The following is a 16,733-nucleotide window of genomic DNA, read 5'->3' as shown; positions in this document are numbered from 1 at the left end:
CAGGCAATGCTGTGCCAACCGACCCACCACTTTCGCGACCCTCGTAACCTCGGATTGCTCCTACAAGGTTTTGTTGTCATGCCCAAATGTACTCGGCTCCACAAAACCTGTGGGAGGGAGCTCTGCTCGCGAAGGCGTCAGTCCAGGCAATGCTGTGCCAACCGACCCACCACTTTCGCGACCCTCGTAACCTCGGATTGCTCCTACAAGGTTTTGTTGTCATGCCCAAATGTACTCGGCCCCACAGGGGATTGGTGTCATGCCCAAATGTACTCGGCTCCACAAAACCTGTGGGAGGGAGCTCTGCTCGCGAAGGCGTCAGTCCAGGCAATGCTGTGCCAACCGGCCCACTGCTTTCGCGACCCTCGTAACCTCGGATTGCTCCCACAGGTGATTGGTGTCATGCCCAAATGTATTTGGCACCACAGAACCTGTGGGAGGGAGCTCAGCTCGCGAAGGCGTCAGTCCAGGCAATGCTGTGCTAACCGACCCACTGCTTTCGCGACCCTCGTGACCTCGGATCCCACGGGAAATCGAGGGATTACCCCGAACCGGATGATTACCAAAAACTGTGTTCACGACATGCCGACATCGCGGGCAAGCGGGCTCCTACGGCCTGTATTGGTTGCACAGATTCTGTAGGAGTGAGCTTGCTCGCGATGGCGGCGTGTCAGTCAACATCGTAGCGATGGGGCAATCGCATCGCGAGCAAGCTCACTCCTACAGATTTTGCATACATACCCTGTGGGAGGGAGCTCTGCTCGCGAAGGCGTCAGTCCAGACAGTGCCGTGCCAACCGGCCCACTGCTTTCGCGACCCTCGTAACCTCGCATCCCTCCCACAGAGGATTGCGGTGAGCCATTGTGGGAGCGAATTTATTCGCGATGCGGGCGTAAGGTCGATACAGGTATGTCGCTTGAGCTTCCGTCTCGCGAACGAATTCGCTCCCACAGGATCTGGGATGTCAAGAGAGTTTCGGGGCTCGCACAAACCTGGCGATTCAATGCAACGCCCACGACCGTGGCGCCGGGGTGTGGCTGAACTTGGAGATGCCCTTGACCCAGAAACGTCGGTGGTCGGTCTGGTCCGGCGGCGGCAGCGGCTGGCTCGACCATTGCTGCTGGCGTCTGGACTCTTCGCGCCAGGCTTTCCACTCCATCGCTTCTGCGGTGTCTTTCGCCGCGTTTTCATCATCGAACCAGCCAATGACGGAGACCTCGCCATGGTCGCGGCTGTGTTCTACCAGCAGAAAAATGTCGTGCATAACGGTTGCCTGTCGCTCATCAAGTCCGGCCCGGTTATCGAGCTCTCTGATGGCTTATCGACAGCTGATGGTGAACATTTAACGAATTCGGACCGGCGGGCCTCGCCGCAAAGGCGGGCGCCAGAGCGGCGCCCGCTGTGCAGCCATCACTTGGGCAGCGGGGTCAGCACTTCGCCGTTGTCGTCCAGCAGGATGAACACCAGCAGCTTGGCCGGCTTGGTCGCGCTGGCGTTGCGCGACTCGTAGTGCTTGGAGCCGGCAGGTTCGTACCAGGTCTGGCCGGCCTTGTAGGTGATGGCCTTGCCGTCGTTGACCCGGGAGACGACTTCGCCTTCCAGCACGTAGGCGATCGCGCTGCCGCTGTGGCTGTGGGGAATAGACACCTGGCCCGGCTTGTAGTCGACCGTCAGCACCATGGCCTTCTTGCCGGGGGCGTTGAGCATCGGGTGGTTTTCCAGCACGGTGACCTTTTCGTGTTCGCCGTCATGGGCCAGGGCGTTGAACGACAGCGGCAGCGACAGGGCCAGGCAGGTGGCGGCGAGCAATTTCACGGCTTTCATGATCGATCCTTGTGGAGAGGAGGGGGACAGATGACAAGCTATGCCTGCCGTGCCATCCGTCACACCGCCAATCCGGGGAAAGATCCCTAGGCCAATTACCGGTCTATAGAATCGAGATCGGGTAATCGACGATCAGGCGAAATTCGTCCTGATCCCCTTCGGCCTGATCGGCATTGCCGCGATGCCAGGCCTGGCGCATACGCAATGACAGGTTCTTCGCCGGGCCGCTCTGTACCACGTACTTGGCCTCCAGGTTGGTTTCGTGGTGCTTGCCGTCTTCGCCGTAACCATAGGCACGATAAGGGCTGTCGAGGGCCATCTTGGTGCCGTCGATATCGCGGCCATTGGCATAGCGCGCCATGAAACTGAGGCCGGGAATGCCGTAGGCACTCATGGCCAGGTCATAGCGGGCCTGCCAGGATTTTTCCCCGGGGCCGTTGAAGTCCGAATATTGAATCGAGTTGGCGAGGAAGATCGAATCGCCGGTGGTGCCCGGCCCGTTGTCGCCGAACGAAACATAGTCGAACGGCTCGTCGCCATGCACTTTCTGATAGGCGAGGGTAAAGGTGTGGCCGGGGATGAAGTTATAGGCGGCGGCCAGCGACCAGGTGGTGTTGTTGATATCGCCGGCCTTGGCCTGGCCTTCGTCGTTGGTGCGGTAGATGTTGAAGTCGAACGTCATCGACTGCTCGCTGGGCATGGCCAGCACATAGTTGGCGTTGGCGTAATACTGCCGCCAGACGTCTTCGAACTCCGATCCGTACAACTGCAGCGACAGGCTGTCGTTGACCGCATATTTGCCGCCAACAAAGTCGACACTGTTGGTAGTGACCCCGGCATAACTGGCGAACAGTTCACCGCTTGAGCGGGTGTGCTGCGGGCCATTGCCGGCGGTGAAGTGTCCGCCTTCCAGGTCCAGCCCTTCCAGCTCGCTGCTTTGCAGGCTGAAGCCGGTGGCGGTCTGCGGGAACAGTCGGGTGCCGCCAGCGGCGAAGACCGGCGCGGTGGGCTGCATGGTGCCCCATTTGAGTTCGGTCTTGGAGATACGCGCCTTGATCGCGCCGCCTGCGGTGGAGAACTCGTCTTCCGGGTTGCCGCTGCTGTCGACAGGGATGTTGCCAGTGCCGGAATGCCCGGCGGCGCCGTCCAGTTTCAGGCCGTACCAGCCATAGGCATCGACGCCGAAGCCGACGGTGCCTGGGGTGAATCCGGAACTGAAATTGGCCATGGCTGCCTGCGACCAGTCACGACGGTCCCCGGCGCCGTTCTTGCCGTCGCGGTTGAAGTAATAGTTGCGCAAGAGCACGTCGAGTTTGGCGTCTTCGACAAATCCCTTGGCGTTGGCTTGATCGCTGACAAAGGCTTCTGCTTCTACGGATTGAACATATCCCGCCGAAACCGCCAGTGCGATCAGACTGAGATGGAGCGCTTTCATAGTTGCTTACCTGTGCGTCTTTTAAGGCTGTTTGCCATCACTTTCGACAGTAATGACACCGACTTGTCTGCAAAACGCAAAGAATAAGCGCAGATACCCGGATCGCCAGTCGAAGAGTCGAAACAACTCTCCAACGGCGAACTTTCAGACGATTGGTTTATTAACAGCCAATTAAGCGGTTTGCTTAAAGTGGTACTTCAAGCGTCACGCTTAACTCAACGAGGCTGAGTCGACGAACCTGACTCAACGAGCAGCGCGGGCCAGTCATTCGGCGCCAGGCAGGTTGCAACGATCGATATCGCTGTCGAACGCCACCTGGCGGATCAGCTGACTGTTCAGCAGACCGTTGAGGCGTTCATTGCTGGGCTGGGCGAAATGGTCGGCCATCGATTTGCATGAGTCCCAAAGCACCTCAAGGACCCACGAACCGTCCTTTTCGTCATGGCGCAGCTCGCTATGCACGACGCCAGGCAGTGACGGCAACTTTTCCACCATGCCGACCAGATACTTGCCCAACTCTTCCGAGCGGCCAGGGGCTGCATAAACTCGAACGGTATTGCTGACTTGGGTCATGCGGTTGTCTCCGTCGCAACGAGGTCGTCTTTATCACCGTTGCCATATTAGTGGGGACCAAGGCAATTGCCAGTATCCAATAGCGTCATAGGCGGGGAGACCAATCGGGCGTCCGTGGCTATGGAAAAATCTATGGCGGTATACACCGGACGTGAGTGGGAGGGAGCCCTGCTCGCGAAGACGTCTCGCCAGACGCTGAGAGGCCGACTGGAGTGACGCTTTCGCGAGCAGGGCTCCCTCCCACAAAAAAACGGTGCGTGACTGTGGGGCTATTTAGTGCCGCTGGACCCGCTCGATCCACCGGCGCTGCCACTGCTGCCACTGCTGCCACTGCTGCCGCCCATGCCTTGGCCGTTGCTCATGCCGCCGCCCTGGCGGGTGCTGCCGTTGGAGCCGTCGTTGTCCATGCCCTTGGTGCCAGGGGTGGAGGTTCTGGGTGACGGGGTCGAACCGTCGACGTTTTGCCCGGCGCTGGAGCTGCCGGTGCGCGGGCCGTTGCTGTCGATCGGGTCGGTGGGGCCGGTGGAACCGGCGAAAGCCATGCCGCTGGCGGTGGCCAGCAAGCCGGCGAGGGTGAGGGCAGTCAGTCTGGTCCTGAGCATGATGTGCATCCTTTGTTGTACGGGATACACGTTGGGCTGCCCGGTGACGGCAGAGGTGCAGTCATGCCGACAAACGGCGTCTTGCGGTGCCCATGACAGTGGTCATGGCGCATTGATATTAATTTTTACAAATCTAGACAACCTGCTGATTCCCCAATGATTACAGGGGGTTGGCTTTTACAGCGTGTAGGAAATCACTTACAAGCGGCTGCTAATTTTCCCGGCTGTCTAGAGATTGTCATCAAACAGAAATGTTTGCGGTTTTAAATCTGCATCGGGTCTTCAACACTGACCACAAAACACACACTCTCTTGTTGAGGTATTGCCGTGAATCTGCTGACAAAAACACGCCTGTCGCTCCTGCTGGCTTCGATGTGCCTGACTGGAATGGCACACGCTACGGACGTCACTGGTGCTGGTTCGAGCTTCGTCTTCCCAGTCATCTCCAAATGGGCGACCGAGTACAGCGCAAAATCCGGCAACAAGGTGAACTATCAGTCCATCGGTTCGGGCGGCGGTATCGCTCAGATCAAGGCAGCCACCGTTGACTTCGGCGCTTCCGATGCCCCTCTGAAAGCCGAAGACCTGCAGGCCAGCGGCCTGGGCCAATTCCCAAGCGTGATCGGCGGTATCGTTCCGGTCATCAACGTTGAAGGCGTTGAAGCCGGCAAACTGGAGCTGGACGGCAAGACTCTGGCCGACATCTTCCAGGGCAAGATCACCAAATGGAACGATCCAGCCATTGCCAAGCTGAACTCGGGCGTGAAACTGCCTGAAACCAACATCACCGTCGTTCACCGTTCGGACGGCTCGGGTACTTCGTTCAACTTCACCAACTACCTGAGCAAAGTCAGCCCAGAGTGGAAATCCGCCGTTGGCGAAGGTTCCGCCGTGCAGTGGCCAGTGGGTGTGGGCGGCAAGGGTAACGAAGGTGTGGCTGCCTACGTGAAGCAGATCAAGGGTTCGATCGGCTACGTGGAATTCGCCTACGCCAAGACCAACAACATCGCCTACGCCAAAATGCAGAACGCTGCTGGCAAGGTTGTCGAGCCTAGCGCCAAAGCCTTCGCTGCTGCCGCTGCTACCGCCGACTGGGCGAGCGCAAAAGACTTCAACCTGATCATGACCAACGCCCCGGGCGCTGATGCATGGCCAATCACTGCGACCACCTGGATCATCATGTACAAGCAGCCGAAGAAGGCTGACGAAAGCAAGGCTGCTTTCGACTTCTTCAAATGGTCCCTGGAAAACGGTCAGGCTCACGCCGAGTCGCTGGACTACGTTCCACTGCCTAAAGAGCTGGTCAGCAAGATCGAAACTTACTGGAAAACCGAGTTCAAGTAACAACTCGGCGTAATCCGGCTTTCCCCTGTCACCGAGCGCTCGGTGACAGGGTTTCCTTGCGAGTGGACCCAACATGACTGAAAACACCCAATATATGTCCGCTGTGATTCCGGATGTCGAATCCGATATTGAAAAAAGAGCGGCCCGCGATCACCGACACGACGCCTGGTTCCGGCGCACGATGCTGGGCGCGGCGTTGTTGGTTCTGCTGTTGCTGGCGAGCATCGCCGGCTCGACGCTGTGGGGCGGAGCCCTGGCGTTCAAGACCTTTGGCTTCGAATTTCTTACCAGTACTGAATGGGATGCGGTCAACGGCCACTTCGGTGCGTTGGTCCCGATCTACGGCACCTTGGTGACATCCTTTCTCGCCTTGCTGATCGCCGTTCCGGTGAGCTTCGGCATCGCGATTTTTCTGACTGAGGTGGCACCACCATGGTTGCGCACCCCGATCGCTTCCGCCATTGAATTGCTGGCGGGCATTCCTTCGATCATTTACGGCATGTGGGGGCTGTTCGTGTTCGGCCCGTTCATGGCCACCTATCTGGCACCGTGGATCAACGACAATCTCGGCGCACTGCCGCTGATCGGTCAGGTGTTCCAGGGGCCGCCGCTGGGTATCGGCATGCTGACGGCCGGTATCGTGCTGGCGATCATGATTACCCCGTTCATCACCTCGGTCATGACCGAAGTGTTCCGCACCGTTCCGGTGGCGCTGAAAGAGTCCGCCTATGCGCTGGGCGGCACCACTTGGGAAGTGGTCTGGGACATCGTTCTGCCGTACACCCGCACGGCGGTGGTCGGTGGTGTGTTCCTGGGTCTGGGCCGCGCGCTGGGTGAAACGATGGCGGTGACCTTCGTACTCGGCAACGCCCACCAGTTCTCGGCGTCGCTGATGATGCCGAGCAGTTCCATTGCATCGGTGATCGCCAACGAATTCAGCGAGGCTTATACCGACCTGCATCGTTCCTCGCTGATCGCCCTGGGCTTCCTGTTGTTTGTCGTCACCTTCATCGTGCTGGCAATTGCCCGTCTGATGCTGTCTCGTCTGTCGCGCAAGGAGGGTGTATGAGCAAGGCCGATAACGAAAACCTGTACCGGATGCGGGCGTTCAAGAACAAGCTCGCGATGGTCCTCAGCTGCGGTGCGACCGTGTTCGGTCTGCTGTGGCTGGTGTGGATTCTGATCACCACCATCGTCAATGGCTTCCAGGCGCTGAACCTGCGCCTGTTCACCGAAATGACGCCGCCGCCGGGGGCTGAAGGTGGCCTGGCCAACGCCTTCTACGGCAGCTTCCTGATGTCCGGTCTGGGTCTGCTGATCGGCACGCCGATAGGCCTGATGGCCGGTATCTGGCTGGCTGAGTTCGCCCGTCACACCAAGCTGGGCAACGCTGTGCGCTTCATCAACGACATCTTGCTGTCGGCACCGTCGATCGTGCTCGGCCTGTTTGTCTACACCGCCGTGATTCTGCCGGTCAGCGCCATAACCGATCACCGCGTCGGCTTCTCGGCCCTGGCCGGTGCTCTGGCGCTGGCGCTGCTGGTGATTCCGGTGGTGGTGCGCACCACCGACGAAATGCTGCAACTGCAACCGGCGACCATGCGCGAAGCCGCGCTGGCACTGGGTGTACCGCAATGGAAACTGACCCTGCAGATCGTCCTGCGTGCCGCCCGCGCTGGCGTCGTTACCGGTGTGCTGCTGGCCCTGGCCCGCATCACCGGCGAAACCGCGCCGCTGCTGTTCACCGCATTCGGTAACCAGTTCTGGAGCGGTGATCTGCTCAAACCGGTTGCCAGCATCCCGGTCGTTATCTTCCAGTACGCCATGAGCCCGTTCGACGACTGGCATTCCCTGGCCTGGGCCGGTGCTCTGATCATGACTCTGTTTGTACTGGTGCTGAGCCTCAGCTCCCGTCTCATTCTTCTGCGCAATAAGGCGTCCTGATGAACAATCTTTCTCTTGCCGACGAAAAAACCAAGATCCAGGTACGCAACCTCGACTTCTTCTACAACGGCCACCAGTCGTTGAAAAACGTCAACATGACGATTCCCGAGAAGCGCATCACCGCAATCATCGGGCCGTCGGGTTGCGGCAAGTCGACCATGCTGCGGGTGTTCAACCGCATCTATTCGATGTACCCGAAACTGGAAGCCAAGGGTGAAGTGCTGCTCAACGGCGAAAACATCCTGGCACCGGGCTACTCGATGAACCGCCTGCGCAGTCACGTCGGCATGGTGTTCCAGAAGCCTGTGCCGTTCCCGATGACCATCAAGGACAACATCTCCTACGCGGTGAAGCACCACGAAAAGCTCAACCGTCGCGAGATGGAAGAGCGCGTCGAGGAAGCCCTGCGCGGTGCGGCGTTGTGGGATGAGGTCAAGGACAAGCTGGACAAGAACGCCCAGGGTCTGTCCGGTGGTCAGCAGCAGCGTCTGTGCATTGCCCGCACCATCGCCCTGCGTCCGCAGGTGTTGTTGCTCGACGAACCGACTTCGGCGCTCGACCCGATCTCCACCGGTCGTATCGAACAGCTGATCACCGAGCTGAAAGAGCAGTTCACCGTGGTCATCGTCACCCACAACATGCAACAGGCCGCGCGCTGCTCGGACTACACCGCGTTCATGTTCCTGGGCGAGCTGATCGAACACGGCGACACCGACACCATCTTCACCAAGCCGACCAAGACCCAGACCGAAGACTACATCACCGGTCGTTTCGGCTGATGAGAGGGGCAAGTGACGGCAAGGACGCCGTCACTGTGGGCCGGCTTGCTGGTGAGGGCGATGTCAAGAATCCCACCATTGCAGGAGCCGGCTTGCTGGCGAAGGCGATCTGAAGAACACCACCATCGGCAGCTTGGCCGGTGAATTGTGGGAGGGAGCTCTGCTCGCGATAGCGGTGGTTCTGCCCAATCGATGTGTCTGACCTGACGCTATCGCGAGCAGAGCTCCCTCCCACACAGTTTGCGGTGTTGGCAGGCCGCTGCAGGACACCAACTCCCTTCGCAATTCAGCCCTTCGGCAACGGCGCAATCGCGCTGTGATCGCCCATGAACAGTTCCAGCTTCTTGCGCAGCCAGCGCTCCGCCGGATCGGTGTCCATCACACTCAGCCAGACCATCGACAGTTCCAGATTGGGCGTGATGAACGGCAGCGGTTCTCCTCGCAGCAAGCCGGTCTTGCCCATCGCCAACGTCAGGTGATCGGGCAGGTTGCACAGTAGATCGGTCCCCGCCATCAACGCCGGTAACGTGCTGTACTGCGGCACTGACAGCACCGCCTGACGCTTGCGGCCAATCGCGGCCAGCCACTCATCGGCAAAACTGGAAATGTTCGCCACGTGGGACACCACCACATGGGGGCGTGAGCAATATTCGTCGAGGGTCAGTGGCTCGGCCGAATCATCGGCGCGCACCACCATCGGTTGCACGCTGCGCAACAGTTTGCGTTTGGCATTGGCCGGCAGTTCTCGGGTCAGGCAGACGCCGACGGTGATTTCGCCGGCCATGAGCAATTCGGAGATGTTCCAGTAGTTGACCTGTTTGATGACGATGACGATGCCTGGCGCTTCTTCGCGAATCGAGCGCAGCAGGGGGGGCAGCAGGCTGTATTCGACGTCGTCGGACAGGCCGATGCGGAAGGTCATGTCGCTGCTGGCCGGGTCGAAATCGCGGGTCAGGCTCAGCGCCACGGACATGGCGTCCAGTGCCGGCGACAGGTGATGAATGATTTCGTTGGCCCGGGCGGTCGGTTCCATGCGGTGGCCGACGCGGATGAACAGCGGGTCGTTGAACAGGGCACGCAGGCGGTTTAGTGCGGCACTGATGGTGGGTTGGCCGAGGAACAGTTTCTCGGCGGCACGGGTGACGTTGCGCTCTTGCATCAAGGTTTCGAACACCACCATCAGGTTGATGTCGGCCTTGCGCAGCTCGTTACGGTTCATGAAGCGTCCTCGTTACCCGGCATTTGTCACCCGATGTTTCGAATTATGGGCGTCAGTTTATGGAGCCGGGTTGCCTGACGTCCAGCCTGACGTAGGTATTAGGTGGCAACGGTAGGGGCGCGCTTGCCCGGCGATGACGTCGTTTCTGAATGAACGCCATTCCCTTGTAGGAGCTGGCTTGCCCTGCGAGCGGCGACGCAGTCGTCGTAAAACCTGCGCACTCGGTTTGTCTGGTCTGACGCCTTAGCTGCTCACGCAGCTTGGTTTCGCCTGGCGGCGAGTTACTTGGAAAAGCCCCAAGTAACCAAGGGCTTCTTTCCCCGCCATACGGCACCTCGCTAATGCTCGGTGTACCCGCACTCCGGCAATGCTCCGTGGGCACGCCGCGAATGGGCCATCCATGGCCCACGCGGCTCTCGCGGCATCCATGCCGCTCGGCGCCACTGCGCATCACCTGCGTTCGGCCTTCTGGGACGGGGCCCCAAGATCAAAAGCCAGATCAAAAACCAGATCAAAAGCCGGTGAAACACACTCCCCGTGGGAGCGGGCTTGCCCGCGAAGACGTCCTTGAGATCGCCACCGTCGGCAAGCCGGACTGCTACGGGTCAGTGCATGCCATCCGCTTCTGATTCTGGCCGAAGGCCGTGGGAGGGATCCGAGGTAACGAGGGTCGCGAAGGCGGAGTGTCAGACAGATTGCCTTCGCGACCCTCGCAAACTCGGATCCCTCCCACGGGGTTATGTGTTTTTCCAGCACATGGCGCTGGTTTGCCCAGATCCAGCAAACACCACACTCCTGTGGGAGGGAGCTCTGCTCGCGATGGCGTCAGTCCAGACAATGCTGTGCTGTCTGACTCACCGTCATCGCGAGCAGAGCGCCCTCCCACGATTTTTTTGTGGTGACCGGTCGCCCCGTAGCCGTCCGGCTTGCTGGAGTCGACGTCCGCAGGATCGCTACTTCTCCCGCAATTCAAACCCCACCGGCAGGGTTTGCAGGGCGAAGCGTTCGGCGATGACGCCGCAGTAGCTGGTGCGGGCCAGATAGGCGCCAGGGCCTTTGAGGTAGTCGGTGATGTTGGGCACGTCGGCCTGAACGTCGTCGCACAGTTCGACGGTGCGGCCTTTGAGCAGGCCGCTGGCAAGAGCCGAGCGCAGAGCGCCGTTGGGCGTCCAGTCGCCGATGATCAGCGAGCCATCGGAGGTGGATTGTTCGTAGCTGAGCACGAAGTCTTCTGCAGAGCGGTCGCGCAGGTAGGGCGCCATGAAGTAGTGGATGTCGTCGCGAAACGGCAGCGCTTCCTTGTGTACCGGCAGGTTGATCACGCCGCTGGCGTACACCGCGTACACCGCAAGAATGGTCAGTGGTGCGCTGAGCGGGGCGGCGTTCATCAGCGTCGGGGCGATGCGGCGTGGCAGCCAGGCTTGTAGCTGGATGACGCCGATGATGGTCAGCAGCACGATGCCCGGCAGGAAGAAGGTGAAGCGGTCGGTGACGTTGTAAGACACCGCGAAGAGGAAGTTCATCATCGCCGCGCACCACAGCAGGCGCAGCTTCGCATTGCCCGGAAACAGCAGCCCGAACAGTTGCGGGCCGATCAGGGACAGCATCAGCAGCATCACCGAGTTCTTCTCGTGCCACATGTCGTCGAAGCGGAACAGCGCGCCTTCCCAGGTTTGCTGGTCGGCGTGGTCGGGGATGCCGATCAGGTAGCGGTGGGCGATTTCGATCAGTCCGTAGCCGTTGCGCAGGTCGTGGGCGATGGCCGGGAAGGTGACGCTGAAGCCCAGCACGAAACCCGGCAAGGTCAGCAGTGTGTAGGCCCTGTAGTGCCAGAGCATGCTGACGTACAGCGGCAGCAGGACGATGAACGTCAGTTGGTGGATCGCCGCAGCCAGGCCGGTCAGCACGCCGATCAGCACCAGCTTTGCTGGCACGCCGAGGCGCAGTCTGGCGTCGAAATACAGCATGTACGCTAGAGTCACCAGCAGGGTGTGCAGCAGGTACACCTCGGCTTTGGTCGAGACCCAGAACACGCCGTGGGCCAGGGTCGCGGCGGCCACCGTCAGCAGCGCCAGGCGCGGGCTGGCGCCGACTGCCGTGGCGAGGCGGAAGATCGCCCAGGCCAGGGGAATCAGCAGCAGTGAGTTCATGTAGCTCAAGACCAGCGGCCCGAAACCCGCATACAGCGCGGTGCTGACGAACAGATACAGCGGATGGTCCAGCGGCCCCAGCGTCTGGCTGAAGTAATTGCCCTGGGCGGCGTCGGCGAGAAACATGCCGTTGTCCATCCACTGAATCGGCCCGCTGGAGGCGAGAAAACTGGCGATGATAGCGCCGACCGCCAACACCAACGGGACCAACATCGACGTTTGATAACGAACCGCTGCCACCATGACTTCCACTCCTGTCCCTGTTGTTGCCTGTACGCGTTATTGAACCGGTTGACCTTGCGGCGTCTGGGCGAGGCCTTTGAACCTGAACAGCATCAGTGCGCCGAGGGCCACGGCGAACCACAGCGTGGCCAGACGGATCAGCACCGTGGCGGCGATGGCGTCGGCGCTGTTCATGCCTTTCCACACCAGCAGGCCGACCATCACCGCTTCGGCACCACCGAGCCCGCCGGGCATGAAACTCACCGCGCCGGCCAGCATCGCCAGGGCGTAGACGAACACCGCGAAGGCCAGCGGAACGTCGGCGCCCATCCATTGCAGAATCCAGTGGAACGCCAGCGCCTCGGCACTCCAGGCCACCACGCTGAGCGCGGTCAGGCCGAGCAGCAGCGGCAGGCGATGGCATTGCCGGGCATGGTCGAGAACCTGCAGCAGGTGCTTGAGCAACCGAATGAGCTTGCTGCCCCCATCGGCCGGCAACAACAGCGTCAGGCGTTGCAACAGTCGGCGTTGCGAGAGCACCAGCAGACCGACCATCACCAGCCCGATGCCGACCACGATCATCGGCGTTGCGGCGGGGTACAGCGACAGGCCGAACAGGGTCAGCAGCACCACGGCAAACAGGTCCGACAGCCGTTCGCTGAAAAACGCCGCGAAGCTCTGCGGCCACGGCACGTTCCAGTGTTTGAGGAGCACGCCGCGCAAGGCTTCGCCGGCCTTGCCGGGGGTGGTGGTCAGGGCGAAGCCGGCCAGATAGATCGCAAGACTTGGTCGCCACGGCACGGGATGGCCGAGCACCTTGAGGTAGGTCTGCCAGCGCAGAAAGCGCAGGCCGTAGTTGATCAGCGACAGGCACAGGGCGATGACGATACCGATCAGCCCGACTTCCGCGACTGCGGCGCCGACGGCGTGCCAGCCGCCCCACAGCGAGAAGCCGAGGTAGGCCAGCGCCGAGCCTGCCACCGACAGCAGCACCGCGCGATAACGCCAGCCGGAGAGGCTGTTCACAGGTTGAGCCTCTTGAACAGCGGCTGCGGAATCGAGCGGATGATCAGCATGATCAGGCCCCAGAAACCGGGGGCATACAGGGTCGGCACCCGATTGGCGATGCCTTTGACGATGCGCTGCGCCACCTGGGCCGGTTGCGCCAGCAAAGCCGCAGGCAGCGACAGGCCTTGGGTCATCGGTGTGTCGACGAAGCCCGGCTTGATCGTGGTGACATGCACGCCGATCTTGAACAGCCGCGCCTGCAAGCCTTCGCAGTAGGTCGACACCGCCGCCTTGGCGCTGCCGTACAGGTAATTCGAGGGGCGGCCACGGTCGGCGGCCACCGAGGAAATGATCGCCAGGCTGCCGCAGCGCTGGGTTTCGAACTGAGTCGCCAGCGTGGTCAGCAGGGCAATCACCGAAGTGCCGTTGTTGGCAAACTCGCGCATCGCCAGACCGACGTCCTGCTCGCAGGCTTTCTGGTCGGGCAAGGTGCCGTGGGCGATCAGGGCGATGTCGATCTGCCCCAGTGCGGTCAGGCAACGCCCGAGCATCAGCGGATGGGCCTCAATGTCGGTGGCGTCCATTTCGTGCAGGGTGATGTTCTGTGCGCCTCGTGCCCGCAGGTCGGCGGCGGTCTGTTGCAGCTTGTCGACGTTGCGCGCGACCAGGAAAAAATCGCTGCCTTCGCTGGCCCACAGGCGGGCGCAGGCCGTGGCGATGGCCGAGGTGGCGCCGATGATCAGGACTCTTTTCATAAGATGACACGGCTCCAGAAGCGGGACATCAGGGAGGGATCGCGCAGCGCTTCCAGCCGTTCCCAGTCCGGGTAGGCCTGACGGAAGTCGGCGCCGCTCATGTGGGCATCCTTGGCCGGGTACAAGCGGCCTCCCGCCGCGCGGACGATGTCGTCCAGGCGTGGGAATACAACGTTTTCCAAGGCCTCGCTCTGGGCAAAGTCCAGCGCCAGCGAGGTGCCCGGCATCGGGAACGACAACAGCCCCGGCGAGCGGATGTCGCCGCAGCGTTTGAGCACGGCGAGAAACGAGCCCTCGCCGGCGTCGGCGATGGCCCGCAGCAGTTCGGCGATGGCGACTTCGGCATTCTGCGTGGGAATCACGCACTGATACTGCTGAAAGCCCCGGCGGCCGTAGATGCGGTTCCAGTGCAGCACCCGGTCCAGCGGGTAGAAAAACGGCTCGTAACGGCTGCGTCCCGGTGTGCGTCGGCTCGGTTGCAGACGCCAGTAGAGGTTGTTGAAGGCGCTCAGGGACACCTTGTTGATCAGCGACACTGGCGGCGTTAGCGGCATGCTCAGCTTCGTTCGCTGGTCGACGTCAAGCGAGCCATACGGCGCATGGTCGCCGACGATGAATACACCGCGTCCGCAGTCGGCGCCTTTCGCCAGACAGTCGACCCAGGCCACGCTGTATTCGTGTTGGTCGTCGAGTTCGGCGGACAGGGCAAAGAACTCGGCCAGATTGGCGAAGCGCACGCTCAGGGTGTCGATCTGGCTGGCGCGGATCGGCATCAGTTGCAGCTGCGCCCAGTGGATGACGCCGGTCAGGCCGAGGCCGCCGATGCTCGCAGAGAACAATGAGGTGTGGCTGCCGGGCGAGCAGGTGATCTCCGGCGCGCCGTGGCGCAGCAAGCCGAAGCTGCGCACGTGGCGGCCAAAGGTGCCGCGCACATGGTGATTCTTGCCGTGGACGTCGTTGGCAATCGCGCCACCGACCGTGGCGTACTGGGTGCCCGGCGTCACCGGCAGAAACCAGCCACGGGGAATCGCCACCGCCAGCACATCGGCCAGGGTGATGCCGGCTTCCACCTTGATGATCCCGCTGCTCCAGTCGGCCTCGATCAGCCGGTCCAGCGTGCGCATGTGCAGCACCTGGTCGCTGGCCGCCAGGCAGCTGTCGCCGTAGCTGCGGCCGTTGCCGTAGGGCAGGCTGCTCTGGTGCGTATCGATGACCCGCTCCAGATGCGCCGGCAACTCGTCCAGCCAGGCGCAGCTGTGGCCGCGTTGCGGACTGCGCGGAAAACGGCCCCAGGAATACAGTGGCGTGCTCATGCGGCGATCCAGAACATCAGCAGGAACACCGCACCGATCAACTGGCTGGTGCGATCGCGGATGGCGAACACCACCGGATCTTCATTCATCTGCCCGCGGTGGGTGAGCATCCACACGCGGGTGACCCAGAACAGCAGCAGCGGGCATGCCAGCCAGATCACATGGGGCGTCACGTACAGCTCGGTGGTCCGGGCGTCCTGGATGTACAGCGCCAGCACCATGACCGCCAGGTACCCCGATGACGCGCCGAGCGAAGCGATCATGTCCAGATCACCGGGGTAGTAGCCGCGTCCACGGGTGAGGGTGTTGACCTCGCGGACCCGGGCATCGCGCAGCTCGGCGTAGCGCTTGACCATCGCCAGGCTGAGGAAGACGAACATGGAGAACGCCAGAATCCAGAACGTCAGGGTCAGGCTGAACGCGGCGACCCCGGCGATGATCCGCGCGGTGTAGAGCATCGCCAGTACGATCACATCCATCGCCATCAGGCGCTTGAGGTACAGCGAGTAGGCGAGAGTAGTGGCGTAATAGGCCGCCATGACTGCGGAAAACTGCCAGGGCAACAACAGCAATGCGGCGCCGAACGCTACTGCCAGCAACGCGGGGACCAACAGCAGGCCGGCTTTGATCGACAGGCGCCCGCTGGCGAACGGTCGCTGGCATTTGCTCTTGTGATGGCGGTCGTCGCACAGGTCGAGCAGGTCGTTGAGGATATACACGCTGGAGGCGCACAGGCCAAAGCAGAAAAAGGCAAACACCCCGTCGCGTACCAGTTCGAACTGGGTGAAGCGGTGCGAGGCCAGCAGCGGCACGAAGATCAGCAGGTTTTTCAGCCATTGATGCAGGCGCAACGCTTTGCGCCAGTCACGCAGGCTCGCCGTGTGGGTGCGCAGGGTCGGTTCGACATGCACCATGGCCCTGACCCGGTGTTCCACCCCCGGATCCGGATTGACGACATAGGCCTGACGCGAGGCGCTCCACACCGGTAAGTCATCTTTGGAGTTGCCGATATAGTCGAAGCCGCCTTCGCCGAAGTGGGCAACTAACAGATCGCGCTTATTATCGCCGGACAAGTTGCGCTGGCTGTTGGAGGCCATCACCAGATCGAACAAACCCAAGTGTTCGGCAATTCGATCAGCAAGGCTGACATGGCTGGCAGTGGCCAGCACAATCATGCGCCCACTGGACTTTTCGGTCTTGATCAGCTCAATGACTTGCGGGTCGTAGGGCAGCACCGAGACGTCTATTCCGGTCTCCAGCGCGAGGCCTTCCTTGAGTGCGGCCTTGCCTTTGAGCAACCAGCCGAGCAGTTTGAACACCTTCAATGGCTGGCTTCTGATGAAGGCCATGCCGGTTTCCATCAATAGATCCGAACGCAACAGTGTGCCATCCAGATCGACAACCAGAGGCGGCATTGCCTCAAGAACTCTTCCCTGAATTCTGGCCATGGTGGAGTGCTCCTGACGAGATCACTCGACTATAAACAAAATAATAATGTCGCCTCGTCATTTAAATTAAATGAGTGTCGTTAGTTCGTCGTCCTGTTGGCGTCAGAATAAAACAGC

General features: G+C 61.1%; 15 protein-coding genes. 4 read left to right on the top strand and 11 right to left on the bottom strand.

Going from position 1 to position 16,733, the window contains the following annotated elements; translation table 11 throughout:
* Positions 1 to 1,000: 1,000 nt before the first annotated feature.
* The 5 genes from ACIPL0_RS20560 to ACIPL0_RS20540 form a co-directional block, all read right to left on the bottom strand.
* Entirely contained in the window at positions 1,001 to 1,264 is a 264-nt protein-coding gene (locus ACIPL0_RS20560; RefSeq protein WP_400598559.1) for a hypothetical protein, read from the bottom strand.
* Positions 1,265 to 1,410: 146 nt separating this feature from the next.
* Positions 1,411 to 1,824 (bottom strand): cupin domain-containing protein, encoded by a 414-nt coding sequence (locus ACIPL0_RS20555; RefSeq protein WP_400598561.1) that lies wholly within the window; start codon positions 1,822 to 1,824, stop codon positions 1,411 to 1,413.
* Between the two features lie 103 nt (positions 1,825 to 1,927).
* The gene (locus tag ACIPL0_RS20550; protein WP_400598563.1) at positions 1,928 to 3,259 is read right to left on the bottom strand and encodes an OprD family porin; all 1,332 of its coding nucleotides are present in this window, start codon (positions 3,257 to 3,259) and stop codon (positions 1,928 to 1,930) included.
* Positions 3,260 to 3,523: 264 nt separating this feature from the next.
* Complete coding sequence (locus tag ACIPL0_RS20545) at positions 3,524 to 3,832, bottom strand: hypothetical protein (protein ID WP_400598564.1); 309 nt, start codon at positions 3,830 to 3,832, stop codon at positions 3,524 to 3,526.
* Between the two features lie 269 nt (positions 3,833 to 4,101).
* A complete protein-coding gene (locus ACIPL0_RS20540; RefSeq protein ID WP_400598566.1) occupies positions 4,102 to 4,434 on the bottom strand; it encodes a hypothetical protein in 333 nt (110 codons plus the stop codon).
* Positions 4,435 to 4,761: 327 nt separating this feature from the next.
* Between ACIPL0_RS20540 and pstS the strand changes: the two genes are divergently transcribed.
* The 4 genes from pstS to pstB all read left to right on the top strand — a co-directional run bounded on the left by pstS (position 4,762) and on the right by pstB (position 8,501).
* Positions 4,762 to 5,778 (top strand): phosphate ABC transporter substrate-binding protein PstS, encoded by a 1,017-nt coding sequence (gene pstS / locus ACIPL0_RS20535; RefSeq protein ID WP_400598568.1) that lies wholly within the window; start codon positions 4,762 to 4,764, stop codon positions 5,776 to 5,778.
* Between the two features lie 73 nt (positions 5,779 to 5,851).
* On the top strand, positions 5,852 to 6,847 hold the full coding sequence (pstC, locus tag ACIPL0_RS20530; protein WP_400598570.1) for a phosphate ABC transporter permease subunit PstC: 996 nt from the start codon (positions 5,852 to 5,854) through the stop codon (positions 6,845 to 6,847).
* Positions 6,844 to 7,722, top strand: coding sequence for a phosphate ABC transporter permease PstA (gene pstA / locus ACIPL0_RS20525; RefSeq protein ID WP_400598572.1), 879 nt, complete (start codon positions 6,844 to 6,846; stop codon positions 7,720 to 7,722). Before pstC ends, pstA begins: the two co-directional genes overlap by 4 nt.
* Complete coding sequence (gene pstB / locus ACIPL0_RS20520) at positions 7,722 to 8,501, top strand: phosphate ABC transporter ATP-binding protein PstB (protein WP_400598574.1); 780 nt, start codon at positions 7,722 to 7,724, stop codon at positions 8,499 to 8,501. Before pstA ends, pstB begins: the two co-directional genes overlap by 1 nt.
* 286 nt (positions 8,502 to 8,787) lie before the next feature.
* On the opposite strand, the gene ACIPL0_RS20515 is transcribed toward pstB, so the two are convergent.
* The 6 genes from ACIPL0_RS20515 to ACIPL0_RS20490 all read right to left on the bottom strand — a co-directional run bounded on the left by ACIPL0_RS20515 (position 8,788) and on the right by ACIPL0_RS20490 (position 16,616).
* Entirely contained in the window at positions 8,788 to 9,720 is a 933-nt protein-coding gene (locus ACIPL0_RS20515; RefSeq protein WP_400598576.1) for a LysR family transcriptional regulator, read from the bottom strand.
* Between the two features lie 953 nt (positions 9,721 to 10,673).
* Complete coding sequence (locus ACIPL0_RS20510) at positions 10,674 to 12,113, bottom strand: DUF2723 domain-containing protein (RefSeq protein WP_400598578.1); 1,440 nt, start codon at positions 12,111 to 12,113, stop codon at positions 10,674 to 10,676.
* Between the two features lie 36 nt (positions 12,114 to 12,149).
* Positions 12,150 to 13,118, bottom strand: coding sequence for a YbhN family protein (locus ACIPL0_RS20505; RefSeq protein WP_400598579.1), 969 nt, complete (start codon positions 13,116 to 13,118; stop codon positions 12,150 to 12,152).
* A complete protein-coding gene (locus ACIPL0_RS20500) occupies positions 13,115 to 13,855 on the bottom strand; it encodes an SDR family oxidoreductase (RefSeq protein ID WP_400598581.1) in 741 nt (246 codons plus the stop codon). The genes ACIPL0_RS20505 and ACIPL0_RS20500 overlap by 4 nt, the downstream gene beginning before the upstream one ends.
* Positions 13,852 to 15,168 (bottom strand): FAD-dependent oxidoreductase, encoded by a 1,317-nt coding sequence (locus ACIPL0_RS20495; RefSeq protein ID WP_400598583.1) that lies wholly within the window; start codon positions 15,166 to 15,168, stop codon positions 13,852 to 13,854. Before ACIPL0_RS20495 ends, ACIPL0_RS20500 begins: the two co-directional genes overlap by 4 nt.
* Entirely contained in the window at positions 15,165 to 16,616 is a 1,452-nt protein-coding gene (locus tag ACIPL0_RS20490) for a UbiA family prenyltransferase (protein WP_400598585.1), read from the bottom strand. The genes ACIPL0_RS20495 and ACIPL0_RS20490 overlap by 4 nt, the downstream gene beginning before the upstream one ends.
* Positions 16,617 to 16,733: the final 117 nt, after the last annotated feature.

It is taken from the genome of Pseudomonas sp. NPDC090208 (assembly GCF_044746785.1).
Lineage (GTDB): Bacteria > Pseudomonadota > Gammaproteobacteria > Pseudomonadales > Pseudomonadaceae > Aquipseudomonas.
This window is presented reverse-complemented; position numbering and strand designations above follow the sequence as displayed.

Coding starts and splice junctions, on each gene's coding strand:
- ACIPL0_RS20490 (WP_400598585.1), bottom strand. CDS start 16,616: ATGGCCAGAATTCAGGGAAGAGTTCTTGAGGCAATGCCGCCTCTGGTT.
- pstB (WP_400598574.1), top strand. CDS start 7,722: ATGAACAATCTTTCTCTTGCCGACGAAAAAACCAAGATCCAGGTACGC.
- ACIPL0_RS20555 (WP_400598561.1), bottom strand. CDS start 1,824: ATGAAAGCCGTGAAATTGCTCGCCGCCACCTGCCTGGCCCTGTCGCTG.
- ACIPL0_RS20495 (WP_400598583.1), bottom strand. CDS start 15,168: ATGAGCACGCCACTGTATTCCTGGGGCCGTTTTCCGCGCAGTCCGCAA.
- ACIPL0_RS20515 (WP_400598576.1), bottom strand. CDS start 9,720: ATGAACCGTAACGAGCTGCGCAAGGCCGACATCAACCTGATGGTGGTG.
- pstA (WP_400598572.1), top strand. CDS start 6,844: ATGAGCAAGGCCGATAACGAAAACCTGTACCGGATGCGGGCGTTCAAG.
- ACIPL0_RS20560 (WP_400598559.1), bottom strand. CDS start 1,264: ATGCACGACATTTTTCTGCTGGTAGAACACAGCCGCGACCATGGCGAG.
- ACIPL0_RS20500 (WP_400598581.1), bottom strand. CDS start 13,855: ATGAAAAGAGTCCTGATCATCGGCGCCACCTCGGCCATCGCCACGGCC.
- ACIPL0_RS20540 (WP_400598566.1), bottom strand. CDS start 4,434: ATGCTCAGGACCAGACTGACTGCCCTCACCCTCGCCGGCTTGCTGGCC.
- pstC (WP_400598570.1), top strand. CDS start 5,852: ATGACTGAAAACACCCAATATATGTCCGCTGTGATTCCGGATGTCGAA.
- ACIPL0_RS20550 (WP_400598563.1), bottom strand. CDS start 3,259: ATGAAAGCGCTCCATCTCAGTCTGATCGCACTGGCGGTTTCGGCGGGA.
- ACIPL0_RS20545 (WP_400598564.1), bottom strand. CDS start 3,832: ATGACCCAAGTCAGCAATACCGTTCGAGTTTATGCAGCCCCTGGCCGC.
- ACIPL0_RS20510 (WP_400598578.1), bottom strand. CDS start 12,113: ATGGTGGCAGCGGTTCGTTATCAAACGTCGATGTTGGTCCCGTTGGTG.